The 14,475-nt window shown below is 68.2% G+C and carries 14 protein-coding genes; 8 read left to right on the forward strand and 6 right to left on the reverse strand.

Annotation, left to right across the window (positions count from 1 at the left end):
• Positions 1-46 precede the first annotated feature (46 nt).
• Together ACTHQV_RS00905 and ACTHQV_RS00910 are read right to left on the reverse strand one after the other, a co-directional pair.
• A complete protein-coding gene (locus tag ACTHQV_RS00905; protein WP_440487911.1) occupies positions 47-1,546 on the reverse strand; it encodes a flavin-containing monooxygenase in 1,500 nt (499 codons plus the stop codon).
• A gap of 38 nt (positions 1,547-1,584) precedes the next feature.
• Positions 1,585-2,265, reverse strand: coding sequence for a DUF4197 domain-containing protein (locus tag ACTHQV_RS00910; RefSeq protein WP_440487912.1), 681 nt, complete (start codon positions 2,263-2,265; stop codon positions 1,585-1,587).
• A gap of 157 nt (positions 2,266-2,422) precedes the next feature.
• Here ACTHQV_RS00910 and ACTHQV_RS00915 point away from each other — a divergent pair, with 157 nt between their 5' ends.
• The 6 genes from ACTHQV_RS00915 (at position 2,423) to ACTHQV_RS00940 (ending at position 7,170) form a co-directional block, all read left to right on the forward strand.
• The gene (locus ACTHQV_RS00915) at positions 2,423-3,376 is read left to right on the forward strand and encodes a DnaJ C-terminal domain-containing protein (protein ID WP_440487913.1); all 954 of its coding nucleotides are present in this window, start codon (positions 2,423-2,425) and stop codon (positions 3,374-3,376) included.
• A gap of 31 nt (positions 3,377-3,407) precedes the next feature.
• Positions 3,408-4,349 (forward strand): YihY/virulence factor BrkB family protein, encoded by a 942-nt coding sequence (locus ACTHQV_RS00920; RefSeq protein ID WP_440487914.1) that lies wholly within the window; start codon positions 3,408-3,410, stop codon positions 4,347-4,349.
• Positions 4,346-5,149, forward strand: coding sequence for an enoyl-ACP reductase FabI (fabI, locus tag ACTHQV_RS00925; protein ID WP_440487915.1), 804 nt, complete (start codon positions 4,346-4,348; stop codon positions 5,147-5,149). Before ACTHQV_RS00920 ends, fabI begins: the two co-directional genes overlap by 4 nt.
• A 5-nt stretch (positions 5,150-5,154) precedes the next feature.
• Positions 5,155-5,670 carry a GNAT family N-acetyltransferase gene (locus ACTHQV_RS00930; protein WP_440487916.1) on the forward strand — a complete coding sequence of 172 codons (516 nt, stop codon included), beginning with the start codon at positions 5,155-5,157 and terminating at the stop codon, positions 5,668-5,670.
• A complete protein-coding gene (gene aroC / locus ACTHQV_RS00935) occupies positions 5,667-6,734 on the forward strand; it encodes a chorismate synthase (RefSeq protein WP_440487917.1) in 1,068 nt (355 codons plus the stop codon). Before ACTHQV_RS00930 ends, aroC begins: the two co-directional genes overlap by 4 nt.
• A 127-nt stretch (positions 6,735-6,861) precedes the next feature.
• The gene (locus ACTHQV_RS00940; RefSeq protein ID WP_440487918.1) at positions 6,862-7,170 is read left to right on the forward strand and encodes a hypothetical protein; all 309 of its coding nucleotides are present in this window, start codon (positions 6,862-6,864) and stop codon (positions 7,168-7,170) included.
• Between the two features lie 203 nt (positions 7,171-7,373).
• On the opposite strand, the gene ACTHQV_RS00945 is transcribed toward ACTHQV_RS00940, so the two are convergent.
• Entirely contained in the window at positions 7,374-8,663 is a 1,290-nt protein-coding gene (locus tag ACTHQV_RS00945) for an adenylosuccinate synthase (protein WP_440487919.1), read from the reverse strand.
• A gap of 38 nt (positions 8,664-8,701) precedes the next feature.
• The gene (locus ACTHQV_RS00950; protein ID WP_440487920.1) at positions 8,702-9,148 is read right to left on the reverse strand and encodes a hemerythrin domain-containing protein; all 447 of its coding nucleotides are present in this window, start codon (positions 9,146-9,148) and stop codon (positions 8,702-8,704) included.
• Between the two features lie 138 nt (positions 9,149-9,286).
• Here ACTHQV_RS00950 and ACTHQV_RS00955 point away from each other — a divergent pair, with 138 nt between their 5' ends.
• The gene (locus tag ACTHQV_RS00955) at positions 9,287-10,288 is read left to right on the forward strand and encodes a fumarylacetoacetate hydrolase family protein (protein WP_440487921.1); all 1,002 of its coding nucleotides are present in this window, start codon (positions 9,287-9,289) and stop codon (positions 10,286-10,288) included.
• Between the two features lie 73 nt (positions 10,289-10,361).
• Positions 10,362-11,855, forward strand: coding sequence for an alpha,alpha-trehalase TreF (gene treF / locus ACTHQV_RS00960; protein WP_440487922.1), 1,494 nt, complete (start codon positions 10,362-10,364; stop codon positions 11,853-11,855).
• A 219-nt stretch (positions 11,856-12,074) separates the two neighbouring features.
• Here treF and ACTHQV_RS00965 read toward each other — a convergent pair whose 3' ends face one another.
• Both ACTHQV_RS00965 and ACTHQV_RS00970 read right to left on the reverse strand, forming a co-directional pair.
• Positions 12,075-13,346, reverse strand: a complete 1,272-nt coding sequence (locus ACTHQV_RS00965; protein WP_440487923.1) for an Hsp70 family protein — start codon at positions 13,344-13,346, stop codon at positions 12,075-12,077.
• A gap of 256 nt (positions 13,347-13,602) precedes the next feature.
• Positions 13,603-14,223: a hypothetical protein gene (locus ACTHQV_RS00970; RefSeq protein WP_440487924.1), complete on the reverse strand. Its 621-nt coding sequence runs from the start codon at positions 14,221-14,223 to the stop codon at positions 13,603-13,605.
• Positions 14,224-14,475 lie beyond the last annotated feature (252 nt).

Consider the following 14,475-nt stretch of genomic DNA (forward strand, 5'->3'; position numbering starts at 1 on the left):
GGACCATGCCTAAAATGCAAATGACTCGCAATAGTAAATAATGCGGTCAGCATGGTGCGATACGTGGCACCTTCGTCACCTTCCGGAACTGCAACACCCCGTCGGCCAGCCGTCCGAACCGGAATGCCATGTAATCGAGGAAGTAATTCTGCCGCAGCCGCCACGGCGCCCGCGATCCCTGTCCCGGCAGCTGCGCCTCCGCCCGCTGGACATAGCCCGAACTGAAGTCGAGCAGCGGCCGCCGCTCGACGTCCGCTGCCGGCGCGGCGGGTACGCAATAGTCATAGCCATGCCGCCGCATATGCTCGAGCATCCGGCACATCCGCCGCGACACCAGGTCGATCTTCAGCGTCCACGACGCGTTGGTATAGCCCATCGCGAACGCCAGATTAGGCACGCCCGACACCATCATCCCACGATAGACCAAATGCTTGGCTGCAGCGAACGGCACCCCGTCGACCGCGATCGCCGCCCCGCCCATCATGCGCAGCGTCAGCCCGGTCGCGGTGACGATCACGTCCGCCGCCACTCGCTCGCCCGATCCCAGCTCCAGCCCCTCGGGCGTAAAGCGCCGGATCGTATCGGTGACGATCGTCGCCGATCCGTCGTCCAGCACCCGGAACAGGTCCGCATCGGGTACCAGGCACAGCCGCTGGTCCCACGGGTCGTAACTGGGGGTGAAATGCCGGTCGACATCGCCCAGTCGCGGCAGCGCGGCGCGCGTGCCCTTCAGGATGAAAGCCCGCATCTGTCGGGGCCAGCGCCGCGCGAACTGGAACGCCGCCAGCCCCAGCGCGACATTCTTCCACCGCGCCAGCCGCCCCGCCGCCGCGAGGGGCAGCCAGCGATACAGGCGGTCGGCCAGCGCATCCTCGGACGGATGGGCGACGATGTAGCTCGGCGAACGCTGGACCATCGTCACCTGCGCGCCTTGTTCGACGAGCGCCGGGACCAAAGTCACCGCCGTCGCTCCGCTGCCGATCACCGCCACGCGCTTGCCGGCGACGTTCAGGTCCTCGGGCCAGTGCTGCGGGTGGACGATGCAACCAGCGAACGTCTCCTGCCCGGCAAAGTGCGGGGCATGGCCCGCGGCATAGTCGTAATAGCCCGACCCCATGAACAGGAAGCGGCAGGTGACGATGTGCTCGCCGTCCTCGCTTCGGCAGCGCAGCATCCAGCGCGCCTCCGCCGACGACCAGTCCGCGGCGACGATGCGGTGGTGGAAGCGGATCTGCCGGTCGATGCCGTACATCCGCGCCGTCTCCGCGATATAGTCGCGGATGTCGCCGCCCGCGGCGATCGTCTTGCGCTCGCGCCACGGCCGGAACGGAAAGCCGAGCGTATGCATGTCCGAATCCGACCGGATGCCGGGATAGCGGAACAGGTCCCAGGTCCCGCCGATAGCGCCCCGCGCCTCGAAGATCGCGTAACGGAGGTCCGGGCAGCGGGTTTGCAGATGATAGGCAGCGTCGATGCCCGACAGCCCCGCACCGACGATCACGACGTCGAGATCGGGTGCGGGCGGGGCGGGGGCAGGCGGGGTCATCGCGCGCTTATCCGCCCGCCCGCCGCCCTTGCCAAGCGTCAGCGTGTGCCGAGCAACAGCGCGGTCAGGACCGGATCGCCGGTGCGGCGCGGATCGGCACGGATCGCCGCTTCCTCGCGACCGATCGCGCGGAAGATCGCGTTGCCCGCCTGATCGGCGGCGCTGCGCGCCAGCGCGCCGTAATCGATGCCGGTCTGTGCCGCGACGATCGCCGACAGGATTTCGGCGGTGTCGGATCGCAATCCGTTCGAGAAGGTCGGGAACAGCGCGTCGATTACCGCGCCGCGCGCCGATTGCGCCAGCAGATCGGTGGCCGCGGTCGGCCCGCCGCGCAGCACCGCGACGGCATCGGCGAGCGTCAGCCCGCGGATCGAATCGAGTACCACCGGCGTCGCCCGGTCGGCGGCATCGACCGCGATATCGTTCAGCGCCAGCGCGATCCGCGACCGCACCGCATTGGTCCGCAGTACCGCCGCGAGCACCCGGTTCTCTCCGGCGGTCTCGGGCAGCGTCAACCGCGTCAGCTGGTCGTCATAGAAGCCGCCGGGACGCACCAGCCGCTCCAGGGCACGCTGGCTCGACAGGGTCAGCAGCCGCCGCACCCCTTCCTCGACGCTGTAGCTGCCGAGCGGGGTGGCGCAGCCGCCGAGGACCGCGACCGGCAGCAGCAGGGCGGTAGCGCCGAGGATGCGGCGACGGGACATCGGGGCATGGATCATGGACCGGTTCTCCTGGGGAAGATCGCGCTGCCAACGCAGCCAGGCGCTCCCGGTGCCGCGATGCGCGTGAACCGACGTTGAACCGGGGATCGTTTTGCTTCCGTTTCGTGGGTTTGTCCCATTGCCGAGCGCCGCGTCCCGCCCTAGCTACCGGACCATGGCTGATCCCTATGCAACCCTGGGTGTGGCGCGAGACGCTACCGAAGCAGATATCAAGAAGGCGTATCGCAAGCTCGCCAAAGAGCTGCACCCGGACCGGAACAAGGACAACAAGGCCGCGTCGGACCGGTTTACTAAGGTCACCCAGGCCTATGACCTGCTGACTGACAAGGACAAGCGTGCCCGGTTCGACAGGGGCGAGATCGACGGCGACGGCAACCCCGCCGCGCCGTTCGGCTATGGCGGGGGCGGCGCTGGTGCCGGAGGCTTTGGCGGCGGCTTCCGGGCCGGGCCGGGCGGGCGCGGCGGCTTCGACATGGGGGGCGACGCGCAGGGCGGAGACTTTTCCGATATCTTCGAGGGGCTGTTCGGCGGGCGCAGCAATGCCGGCGGCGGCTTTGCCAGCGGCTTCGGCCGGCGTCCGCAGCCCAAGGGCGGCAATGTCGCCTACAAGCTGAAGGTCCCGTTCGAGGACGCGGCGACGCTCAGCCCGCAGCGGATCACGCTGGCCGATGGCAAGACGATCGACCTGAAACTGCCCGCCGGCGTCGATACCGGCACGCAGATGCGGCTGGGCGGGAAGGGCGATCCAGGGCCAGGCGGGGCGGGCGACGCGATCGTCACGATCGAGGTCGAGCCGCACCGTTTCTATACGCGCGACGGCGACGATATCCGCATCGACCTGCCGGTCAATCTGGCCGAGGCGGTGCTGGGCGCGAAGGTGCGGGTGCCGACCGTCGAGGGCGCGGTGATGCTTAGCGTGCCCAAGGGCGCGACCTCGGGCAAGACGCTGCGGCTGAAGGGGCGCGGCTTCCACCGCAAGGACGGGACGCGCGGCGACCAGCTGGTCACGCTGATGGTCGACCTGCCCGCCGATGACGCGGCGCTGGCGGCGTTCGTCGAGGACTGGGCGGGGCGGACCGCGGACCCGCGCGCGCGCTTCGGCGTTTGACGCGGGCCCCGACCCGTCCGGAGACCGTTTCATGAACCAGCCGTCCCCGGAAAGCCCCGAGGTTCGCGGCCATCGGGGCCGGCCCGCCTTGTCGCGGCTGCGGCCGTCGGCGCGGGCGATCGAGGTCATCAAGCGCGTCGCGATCGGGACGTTCAACGACGGCTTCACCCATGCCGGCAACCTCGCCTATCTCTCGCTGCTGACGTTGTTTCCGTTCTTCATCGTCGCCGCCGCGATCGCGCGCGCGGTCGGTCGCAGCGGCGACAGCATCCATGCGGTCACCGCCTTCCTTGAAACCGTGCCGCGTGACGTGGCGGTGGTGCTGGAACAGCCAATCCTCGACGTGCTGCAGGCGCGATCGGGGTCGCTGCTGTGGCTGGGCGCGCTGGTCGGGTTGTGGACTACGACCGGCTTTATCGAAACGGTGCGATCGATCCTGCGGCAAGCGTACGGCATCCCGTTCTCACGGCCTTTCTGGGAATATCGGCTGGGGTCGATAGGGCTGATCGTCGGATCGGTGGTGATGCTGATGATCGCGTTCAGTCTTCAGGTCGTGCTGGTCGGGGTCGAGCAGTTCATCTACCGCGTGCTGCCGTTCCTGCAGGACTATTCGGCGTATCTGTCGATCGCGAAGCTGTTTCCGGCGCTGGCGCTGTTCATCGCGCTCTACACGCTGTTCTATTCGCTCGCGCCCAAGAAATACCGCATGTCGAAATGCCCGAAATGGCCCGGCGCATTGGCGACGGCGACGGTGTGGATCGGGACGACGCAGCTGCTGCCGCTGGCGATCGATGCGCTGGGCGGATATGACCGGACCTATGGCAGCCTTGCCGGGGTGATGATCGCGCTGTTCTTCTTCTATATCGTCGGCCTTGGCGTGGTGATCGGCGGCGAATTGAACGCGGCGCTGGCGGAAACGCCCGACCCTGCGCTAGAGGGTGCGGCAACAGACGAAAAAGGGAAAGTCGCGTGAACGGTTTGATGCAGGGCAAGCGCGGGGTCATCATGGGACTCGCCAATGATCGGTCGCTGGCCTGGGGCATTGCCAAGCAGCTTGCGGCGCAGGGTGCGGAACTGGCGTTCACCTATCAGGGCGAGGCGCTGGAGCGCCGCGTCCGTCCGCTGGCGGGCGAACTGGGGTCCGACTTCCTGATCGAATGCGACGTCGCCGACATGGGGGCGCTCGACACGGCGTTCGACACGATCGCCGCGCGGTGGCCGACGATCGATTTCGTCGTCCACGCCATCGGCTTTTCGGACAAGAACGAACTGCGCGGTCGCTATTACGACACCAGTCTCGACAATTTCCTGATGACGATGAACATCAGCGTCTATTCGTTCACCGCGGTCGCCAAGCGCGCACGGGCGCTGATGCCCAATGGCGGATCGCTGCTGACGCTGACCTATTACGGGTCGGAAAAGGTCGTGCCGCATTACAACGTCATGGGCGTGGCGAAGGCCGCGCTCGACATGTCGGTCAAGTATCTGGCGATGGACATGGGACCGGAAAACATCCGGGTAAACGCGATCTCGGCCGGGCCGATCAAGACGCTGGCGGCCAGCGGCATCGGTGATTTCCGCTACATCCTGAAGTGGAACGAACTGAACTCGCCGCTGCGCCGCAACGTCACGATCGACGATGTCGGCGGGGCGGGTCTGTATCTGCTCAGCGATCTGGCGAGCGGCGTGACCGGCGAGATCCACCATGTTGATGCCGGGTACAATGTCATCGGCATGAAGGCCGAGGACGCGCCCGACATCGCGCTGGCCTAACGCGCATGAGCGTCATCCGCGCGGCGACCGGTGCCGACGCACCGGCGGTCGATGCCCTGTTGCGCAGCTGTTTCCTGCGCGATGCAGAGGTGCGGCTGGTCCAGCAATTGGCGATCGACGGCGATCTGGTGCTGGTGCTCATCGCCGAGGAGGATGGCGCGATTGCGGGCATGATCGCTGCCAGCCGGATGCAGGTCACCGCCGATACGCGCGAAGTCGCAGCGGTCGCGCTCGCGCCGCTGGCGGTGGCGAGGGCAGCGCGAGGGCAGGGCGTGGGCGAGGCGCTGGTGGCCGCCGCCATCGCCCATCTGCGCAGCGCCGGGGTCGAGCTGGCGTTTGTGCTCGGCGATCCGGGCTATTATGGCCGCTTCGGGTTCGAGGCGGCGACAGCGCGGGGCTTCGACAGCCCCTATGCCGGGGACAATTTCATGGGCATCCGCCTGAACGACGGGCCGTGCATCCACGCGCCCGGTACGGCCGCCCATGCGCGCGCCTTTGCGGCGCTGGGGGAAGACGCATGAGCCACAACAGTTTCGGTCACCTGTTCCGCTTCACGACGTGGGGCGAGAGTCATGGGCCGGCGCTGGGCGCGGTGGTCGACGGCTGCCCGCCGGGGCTGACGCTCAGCGAGGCGGATATTCAGCCGTTCCTCGACGCCAGGCGGCCGGGCACCAGCCGCTTCACCACGCAGCGGCGCGAGCCCGATGCGGTGCGCATCCTGTCGGGGGTGTTCGACGGGCGCACGACCGGCACGCCGATCAGCCTGATGATCGAGAATGTCGACCAGCGATCGAAGGATTATTCGGACGTCGCCAAGGCGTATCGCCCCGGCCATGCCGATTACGCCTATGACGCCAAATACGGTTTTCGCGACTATCGCGGCGGCGGGCGCTCGTCGGCGCGCGAGACGGCCGCACGGGTCGCGGCAGGCGCAGTGGCGCGGCTGGTGATTCCGGAAGTGACGATCACCGCCTGGGTCGAATCGATCGGCGGCGATGCGATCGATCCGGCGGCGTTCGACGCGGCGGAGATCGGCCGCAATCCGTTCTTCTGCCCCGATGCGGCGGCGGCGGCGCGCTGGGAAGCGTTGGTCGACGGCGCGCGCAAGGCGGGATCGTCGCTGGGCGCGGTCGTCGCGTGTCGCGCCGAAGGGGTGCCGGCGGGCTGGGGCGCGCCGCTCTATGCCAAGCTCGACGCCGAACTGGCCAGTGCCGCCATGTCGATCAACGCGGTCAAGGGCGTCGAGATCGGTGACGGTTTCGCGGCGGCGGCGCTGTCAGGCGAGCAGAATGCCGATCCGATGCGGCCGGGTGCGGGGGCGCCAGAGTTCCTCGCCAACCATGCCGGCGGCATTGCCGGCGGTATTTCGACCGGCCAGCCGGTGACGCTGCGGGTCGCGTTCAAGCCGACCAGTTCGATCCTGACGCCGGTCGAGACGATCGGTCCCGATGGGCAGGCGACGACGATCGCGACCAAGGGTCGGCATGATCCGTGCGTCGGCATCCGTGGAGTACCGGTGGTCGAGGCGATGGTCGCGCTGGTGCTGGCCGACCAGAAATTGCGCCATCGCGGGCAGGTCGGCTGAACGCCGGTCGTCGACTGGAAACGCTTTGCCTTAAAAATGACCATATTCTACGATGGGTTGAGCATTCTCGACGGACCCTTCCGTCCGTTCGCGACTTGAGTCCCTGCTTGATGCAAGGAGACTTTCGATGCGCAAGACCATTTTCGCGAGCCTGCTGATCCTGGGCGGTGCGACCGCCGCCGTCGCGCAGGTGCCGACCACCCAGACGCAACCGACTTCGCCGAACAGCGTGCCGGGCACGGTCGATCCGGCCCGTCCGACCCAGCCGTTGCCGCAGACGACCGGTCCGACCAACCCGGTTCCGACCGACCCGACGCGCCCGGGCGAGTCGACGACGGGCGACACGACCACGACCGACGACACAACCCCGCCCACCACGACGGGTGACACGCCGACCACGACGCCGCCGAGCGGGACGACTGGTACGCCGCGCTAACCGCCGGTACCGAAAAGGCCCGCCCGGAGCGATCCGGGCAGGCCTTTTGCTTTCCCGCTCGATTCCGTTCGGTTCGAGCAGCTTCGAGCTTGTCGAGAAGCGTCCGTCGAGAACGCGGTTGCTCACGCCAACCCCTTCTCGACTTCGGTTCTCGACAAGATCGAACCTTCGCTCGAAGCGAACGGGAGAGGGGGAAGAAGCGTTCAGTCCGCGAACGGATCGCGCACGAGGATGGTGTCGTCGCGCTCGGGGCTGGTCGAGACCAGCGTCACGGGGCACTGGATCAACTCCTCGATGCGGCGGATATACTTGATCGCCTGTGCCGGGAGCTCGGCCCAGCTACGCGCGCCTGCGGTCGATTCCGACCAGCCGGGCATGGTTTCGTAGATCGGCTCGACCTTCGCCTGTTCTGCGGCATGGGCGGGATAGTAATCGAGCACCTGGTCGCCGAGGCGATAGCCGGTGCAGATCGCGACTTCCTTGAACCCGTCGAGTACGTCGATCTTGGTCAGCGCGATGCCGGTGATGCCGCCGACCGCCGCCGCCTGCCGCACGAGCACGCTGTCGAACCAGCCGCAGCGGCGCTTGCGGCCGGTCACCGTTCCGAATTCATGGCCGCGCACGCCCAGACGCTCGCCGGTCTCGTTCTCCAGCTCGGTCGGGAAGGGGCCGGAGCCGACGCGGGTCGTGTACGCCTTGGCGATGCCGAGCACGAAGCCGACCGCGCCCGGACCCATGCCCGATCCGCCCGCCGCCGTGCCGGCGATGGTGTTGGACGAAGTCACGAACGGATAGGTGCCGTGGTCGATGTCGAGCAGCACGCCCTGTGCGCCTTCGAACAGTATGCGCTGACCCTTCGCCTTGGCCTGCGCCAGCACGCGCCAGACCGGCTGGGCATAGGGCAGCACGAAATCGGCGATCTCGCGCAGTTCGGCGATCAGCGCCGCGCGGTCGATAGCGGGTTCGTTGAAGCCGGCGCGCAGCGCGTCGTGATGCGCGGTCAGGCGGTCGAGCTGCGGTTCGAGCTGGTCAAGATGGGCGAGGTCGCAGACGCGGATCGCGCGGCGGCCGACCTTGTCCTCATAGGCCGGGCCGATACCGCGGCGGGTGGTGCCGATCTTGCCCGCGCCGCTGGCGTCCTCGCGTAGCCCGTCGAGGTCGCGGTGGAACGGCAGGATCAGCGCGCAGGTCTCGGCGATCATGAGCGTGTCGGGGGTGACCGAGACGCCCTGTTCGCGCAGCCGCTCGACCTCGGCCTTCAGCGCCCAGGGATCGAGCACGACGCCGTTGCCGACGATCGAGGGGGTGCCGCGGACGATGCCAGAGGGGAGCAGCGACAGCTTGTAGGTGGTGCCGCCGACGACCAGCGTGTGGCCGGCATTATGGCCGCCCTGGAACCGCACGACCATGTCGGCGCGCTCCGCCAGCCAGTCGACGATCTTCCCCTTGCCCTCGTCACCCCATTGGGCGCCGATCACCGCTACGTTCGCCACGTCCTGTAACCCTCATGCCTGTCGGTATCGGCGCAGCCCTAGGCCCGTCGCGCGGCTACGTCCACCTTGGCGGCAGGGTGCGTGTCAGGAATGTGACGATAGAGTTCGGCTTCCTCGCGGCGGATGCGCTCGTCGAGTTGCGCCGACAAGGCACGGGTGTCGCGTTCGAAGCCGTCGGGGTCGCGCGCCATCCGCTCGGGCGTCCAGTGGCGAATATAGTCCTTGAACGCATCGGCAAGGCCGCCGAGCTCGGCAGCGAACCGGGCGGCCAGCGCCGCCGTCGCCGCGTCGGGGCTGCGGCGGAGCATCGGGTAGAGCAGCCGGTCCTCGGTCGCGAGATGGGCGAGCAGGTGCCGGCTGAGCGACCAGCGCGTCGTCGCGATCGCCGCGGCCTCGATCGGTCGCGCTTCGGCATGGCGCACGAGATCGGCGGCGATCGCGGCCAGTTCGAGATGTTCGAGGATCAGGCGATCGGCACGGAGCATGGCGGCGGTCCTGCGGATGGGCAATCGATTTGCTATGGATGGGAACGGGTTAACAAAGGGTGCGCCCCGGCCCCTCGACATCGCCGGTTCGGGCGCGCAGAACCGGGGACCAACGACAACGATCAGGAGAGCGCATCCATGAAACTCGCCAGCCTCAAGCACGGCCGTGACGGTCGGCTGGTCGTCGTGTCGAGCGACCTTGCCTGGTATGCCGATGCGAGCGCGATCGTGCCGACGTTGCAGGCGGCGCTGGACGATTGGGACCGGTATGAAGGCGATCTGCGCAACCTTGCCACCGATCTCGACCATGACGTGATCCCGAAGGACCGGTTTCACGAGCGCGACGCCGCGTCGCCGTTGCCGCGCGCGTATCAGTGGGCGGACGGGTCGGCCTATGTGAACCATGTCGCGCTGGTGCGACAGGCGCGCGGGGCGGAGATGCCCGACAGCTTCTGGCACGATCCGCTGATGTATCAGGGTGGGTCGGACGGGTTTCTGGGCCCGCGCGACATGATCCCGGCGGGCGACGATGGCTGGGGTCTGGATTTCGAGGGCGAGGTGGTGGTCGTCACCGGCGACGTCGCCATGGGTGCTTCGCGCGAAGAGGCGCTGGCGGCGGTGCGGCTGGTTGGCCTCACCAACGACGTGTCGCTGCGCGGGCTGATCCCGGGGGAACTGGCCAAGGGGTTCGGCTTCTTTCAGTCGAAGCCGGCGTCGGCCTTTTCGCCGGTGTTCGTGACGCCCGATGCGCTGGGCGACTGGTGGCGGGACGGCAAGCTGCACCGCAAGCTGCACGTCGACCTGAACGGCAAGCCGTTCGGCCGGGCGGAAGCGGGCGAGGACATGACGTTCGATTTCGGCACGTTGATCGCCCACGCCGCCAAGACGCGGGCGCTGGGCGCGGGGACGATCATCGGGTCTGGCACGGTGTCGAACCGCGACGCCGATGGCGGGCCGGGCAAGCCGGTCGCCGACGGCGGGGTCGGTTATTCGTGCCTGGCCGAGTTGCGCACGGTCGAGACGATCCGGGGCGGCAAGGCGGAGACGCCGTTCCTGGAGGCGGGCGACACGGTCCGCATCTGGGCCGAGGACGATCGGCATCATCCGATCTTCGGTGTGATCGAGCAGACGGTGGCCTGACGTGCTGTACCGCTATCGGCTTTTGCTGCCGTTGGTGCTGGCCGGATGCGCTGCGTCCGGCCAGGCGCCGCCGATGGCCGTCACGGCCCCGGCGGCAGGGGTGCCGACCCCGGCCGACCGGTTCGGGCCGCTGTTCGAAGCGGTGCAGATGCGGCGCATCTTTCCCGACGGCAAGACCTTCGTCGATGCGGTGCCCAAGCGGGCGGACGCGGCGATCCTCGCGGATTTCCGAGCCGGGGACTTCAGGGACGACCGCGCGCTGCGGGCGTTCGTGCTGGCCAATTTCGACGTGCCGGGGTTGCTGCCGGTGCCCGAGTCCGACCATGGCCCGCGCCTGCCGATCGAACGGCATATCGCCAGGCTGTGGCCGCATCTGACCCGCGATCCGGTCGCACCGCCGTTGGGGTCGAGCGCGCTGGCGGTAGCGGACCGCTTCGTGGTGCCGGGCGGGCGGTTCCGGGAAATGTATTACTGGGACAGTTACTTCACGATGCTGGGGCTGGCGGCGGACAACCGGCAGGACCTGATCGAATCGATGGTCGCGGCGTTCACCGATCTGGTCGAGCGCTATGGCCATGTGCCCAATGGTACGCGGAGCTATTATCTCAGCCGGTCGCAACCGCCCTTCCTGTATCTGATGATGGGATTGTCGAAGGAGACCGACCGGGCGGTGCTGGCGCGGCGGGTAGCGGCGCTGAAGCGCGAGCACGCGTTCTTTACCTCGGCAGAGCGGTCGGTGACGCTGCCCGACGGGGCGGTGCTGCAGCATTATTGGGATGCGCGGACGACGCCGAGGGATGAATCGTGGCGCGAGGATGTCGAGACCGCGAAGGCCAGCGGGCGTCCGGCGGCGGAGGTCTATCGCGACCTGCGTGCCGGGGCGGAGAGCGGCTGGGACTTCTCGTCGCGCTGGTTGGCCGATGGGCGGACCCTCACGACGATCGACACGACCAACGTATTACCGGCCGATCTGAACAGCTTGCTGTGGGGCATGGAGCGAGCGATTGCGGACGGCGCGGCCAAGGCCGGCGATGCCGCGACCGCCCGCGCGTTCAACGACCGGGCGGCGAAGCGGGGCGCGGCGATCGAGCGCTGGCTGTGGAGCGAGGCCGAGGGGCGTTACGGGGATTACGACGTCAAGCGGCGGCAACTTCGGAGCGGCGTGACCGCGGCGACGGCCTATCCGTTGTTCGTCGGGCTGACGACGGGCAAGCGGGCGGACCGGGTGGCGGCGACGATCGAGCGGCAGTTGCTGGCACCGGGCGGGTTGCGGTCGACGCTGGTCGATACTGGGCAGCAATGGGACAAGCCCAATGGCTGGGCACCGCTGCAATGGATCGCGGTCAGCGGACTCGATCGGACCGGGCATAAGTCGTTGGCGGACAAGATTTCGCAGCGATTTCTGGCGAGCGTCGGGCGCGAATATGCGGCGTCGGGCAAGCTGGTCGAGAAATACGATGTCGAAGAGGTCCGGCCGGGCGGGGGCGGGGAATATCCGCTGCAGGACGGGTTCGGGTGGACGAACGGGGTGACGCGGGCGCTGATGGTACGGGGACGCGGAAGTTGACGAAGTTGACAGTGCGTCAGCGTTTGTAGCGGGTTTCGGTCGGGCGTAAGTCTTTGATATATCCGCTTTCCTAATGTTGACGATGGGGCGTTTCGGGCCTGGAAGTTGACACATTCGCGCAGCGAGCCGGATCAAGGCCGGGTGACGTGGCAGTGAAGTAGGGGCGGACCTGTCAAAGAGCGGACGGAGGATGCCGACGCGCCCGGATGTAGGAAAGCGTCACGCCGTCCACGCCGCGACATCGTCCTGCTGGCCGATCAGCGCGAGGCCGTGGGCGACCGAGGTCAGTTCGTTGCCCGAGGCCAGCCGATCCTGCCCGAAACGGTCGGCGAAGGCGCGGCGGATGGCGGGGGTGAGCGAGGTGCCGCCGGTCAGGAATACGCGGTCGATCGCGTCGGCCGCGAGGCCCGCGGCGTCGACCGCGCGGTCGACGGTCGCCATGATCCGGGCGAGGTCGTCGGCGATCCATGCCTCGAACTGGTCGCGGGTGACCTCCGCTTCGATCGCGATGCCGCCGCCTGCGAAGGTGAAGGTTGCGCTATCGCCTTGGGACAAGGCGCGCTTTACCTGTCCGACCGCGTCGTAGAGCGGATAGCCTTGTTCGCCCTCGATGATCGCGATCATGCGTTCGATGGCATCCGGGTCGGTGGCGGCGCGGCGGAGCTTGTCGAGTTCGGCCAAAGTCTTGCGGTTGCGCATGAGGGCCAAGCGCGACCAGTCGGTGAAGTCGGTGAAATGGCCCGCCGGAATCTCCAGCACCTTGTCGAACGAACGATAGGTGCCGCCCTTGCCGAGCAGCGGCAGGACGAGTTTGTCGAGGATGCGGCGGTCGAACTGGTCGCCGGCGATGCCGATGCCGGCATGGCCGAGCGGGCGGGCGCGGCGGTCGGCGCCGGGGGCTTCCAGTCGCACGACCGAAAAGTCGCTGGTACCGCCGCCGAAATCGGCGACGAGGATGGTGGCGGCTTGCGCGAGGGTCGCGGCATGACTGAATGCCGCGCCAAGTGGTTCGTAGACATAGAGGATTTCGGCACCCAGCGCGGCGAACATCGCGTCGTAGCGTTGGCGGGCGAGCGCTTCGTCGGGACGGTGGCCGGCATAGGTGATCGGGCGGCCGACGACGATCCGCTTTGCGCCCTTGAGCGCCCCCTGTGCGCGAGCGGCCAGCCGGTCGAGAAAGGCGCGGCCGAGATCCTCGAAGCGGTAGCGTTTGGCGAAGATCGGCGCGGTATCGAAACTGGGGCTGGCCGCGACCGATTTGAACGATTGCAGGAAGCGGCACCCTTCGGGGAAATGAAGATATTCGTCGATCGCCCAGGGGCCGGCCTCGACCGCGATGCCGCCGGGGACGTCGTCCTGCCAGAAGCACAGCGCCGAGCGGAACACGGGGTCGGCACCATCGGGGCCATCGAGCGGCACCAACTGCGCAGCGTCGCCGCTGGCGCGGGCGAGGACGGAATTGGTCGTGCCGAAATCTAGGCCGAGGGACATGGGCGGGGCTCCGGACGGCGGGCTGCCCTACACCGGTTGTGGCGGTTTGTCTCGGGGGGTGATGGGGGAGGGGTAGTTGCGCCGGGTTCGCGCCGGATACGACCGAGCCTTTGCGAAGGTCGCCAGCCTGTCCGCGAAGGTGCCGTATCCCCGCGCATGCGGGGGTCCAGAGCCAAGCAAAACAACGGTTTGCGCTTGGGGCCCTGGACCCCCGCCTGTGCGGGGGTACGCGCGAGGCGGGGGTACGGCCCTGCGTCTAGCGCACCGTGCCGGTCCGGGCCGGGGCAGGTGCCGCGGCGAGTGGGGTGCCGGCCGGTGCCGCGCCCGCCGGCGGGGGCGGGGGGACCTGTCCGTTGGCCGGGGGCGGCGGGGCAGCGCCGTCGGCAGGCGGCGGCGGGGGCATCGCGCCGGGCGCGCAACCCGGACCGCCTGGACCGCCGGGGCCACCGGGACCGCGTGCGTCCGGGCCGGGCTTCGGGCCATGGCCGGGGCGCGGCGGCGGCGGGCCGACCGGGGTCACCTTGCCATTGGCGTCGACCAGATAGCTCGCCTTGAGCTGGCCATCGTCGTAGCGGCCCTGCACCTGCACCGCTGCGCCCTTGCTGACCGATGCATCGCGGCCGGCATCGACCATCGCCCGGCCGGTCGCGTCCTGCACCACGAAGCGGTCGCCAAAGACTTCGGCGACGCGACCCTTGACGGTGACGACGCCGTTGTTGCCGGCCAGTTTCGCGACCGGGGTGGCGACGGTCGGGGCCATTTCGACCGACGGGCGGGTCATCGACACCGCACTCGCCCCGCCCGCTGCGCCGATGGCGAGGCCGATCGCGACGCCGAGGCCGAGCTTGCCCGGACCGTTCAGAGAAAATTTCGCCATGTGCTTTCGCTCCTTCGTTGTTCGATGGAGCCGTTCTAGCGATTCGTCCCCTCACCACGCTGAACCCCGCGGTTCAGTTTCGGTTTAAGCGGGATTGGCATTGGCTCCCCCGTTCGTCCTGAGTAGCCATTGAGCCTGTCGAAATGGCGTATCGAAGGATCCGTGCCACAGGGTGCTTCGATACGGGTCTTCGACTTCGCTCAGCCCCTACGCAGCACGAACGGGGCGGGGTCGGGGGAAGAGGGCAAAGAC

The organism is Sphingomonas sp. SAFR-052 (genome assembly GCF_051965015.1).
Lineage (GTDB): Bacteria > Pseudomonadota > Alphaproteobacteria > Sphingomonadales > Sphingomonadaceae > Sphingomonas.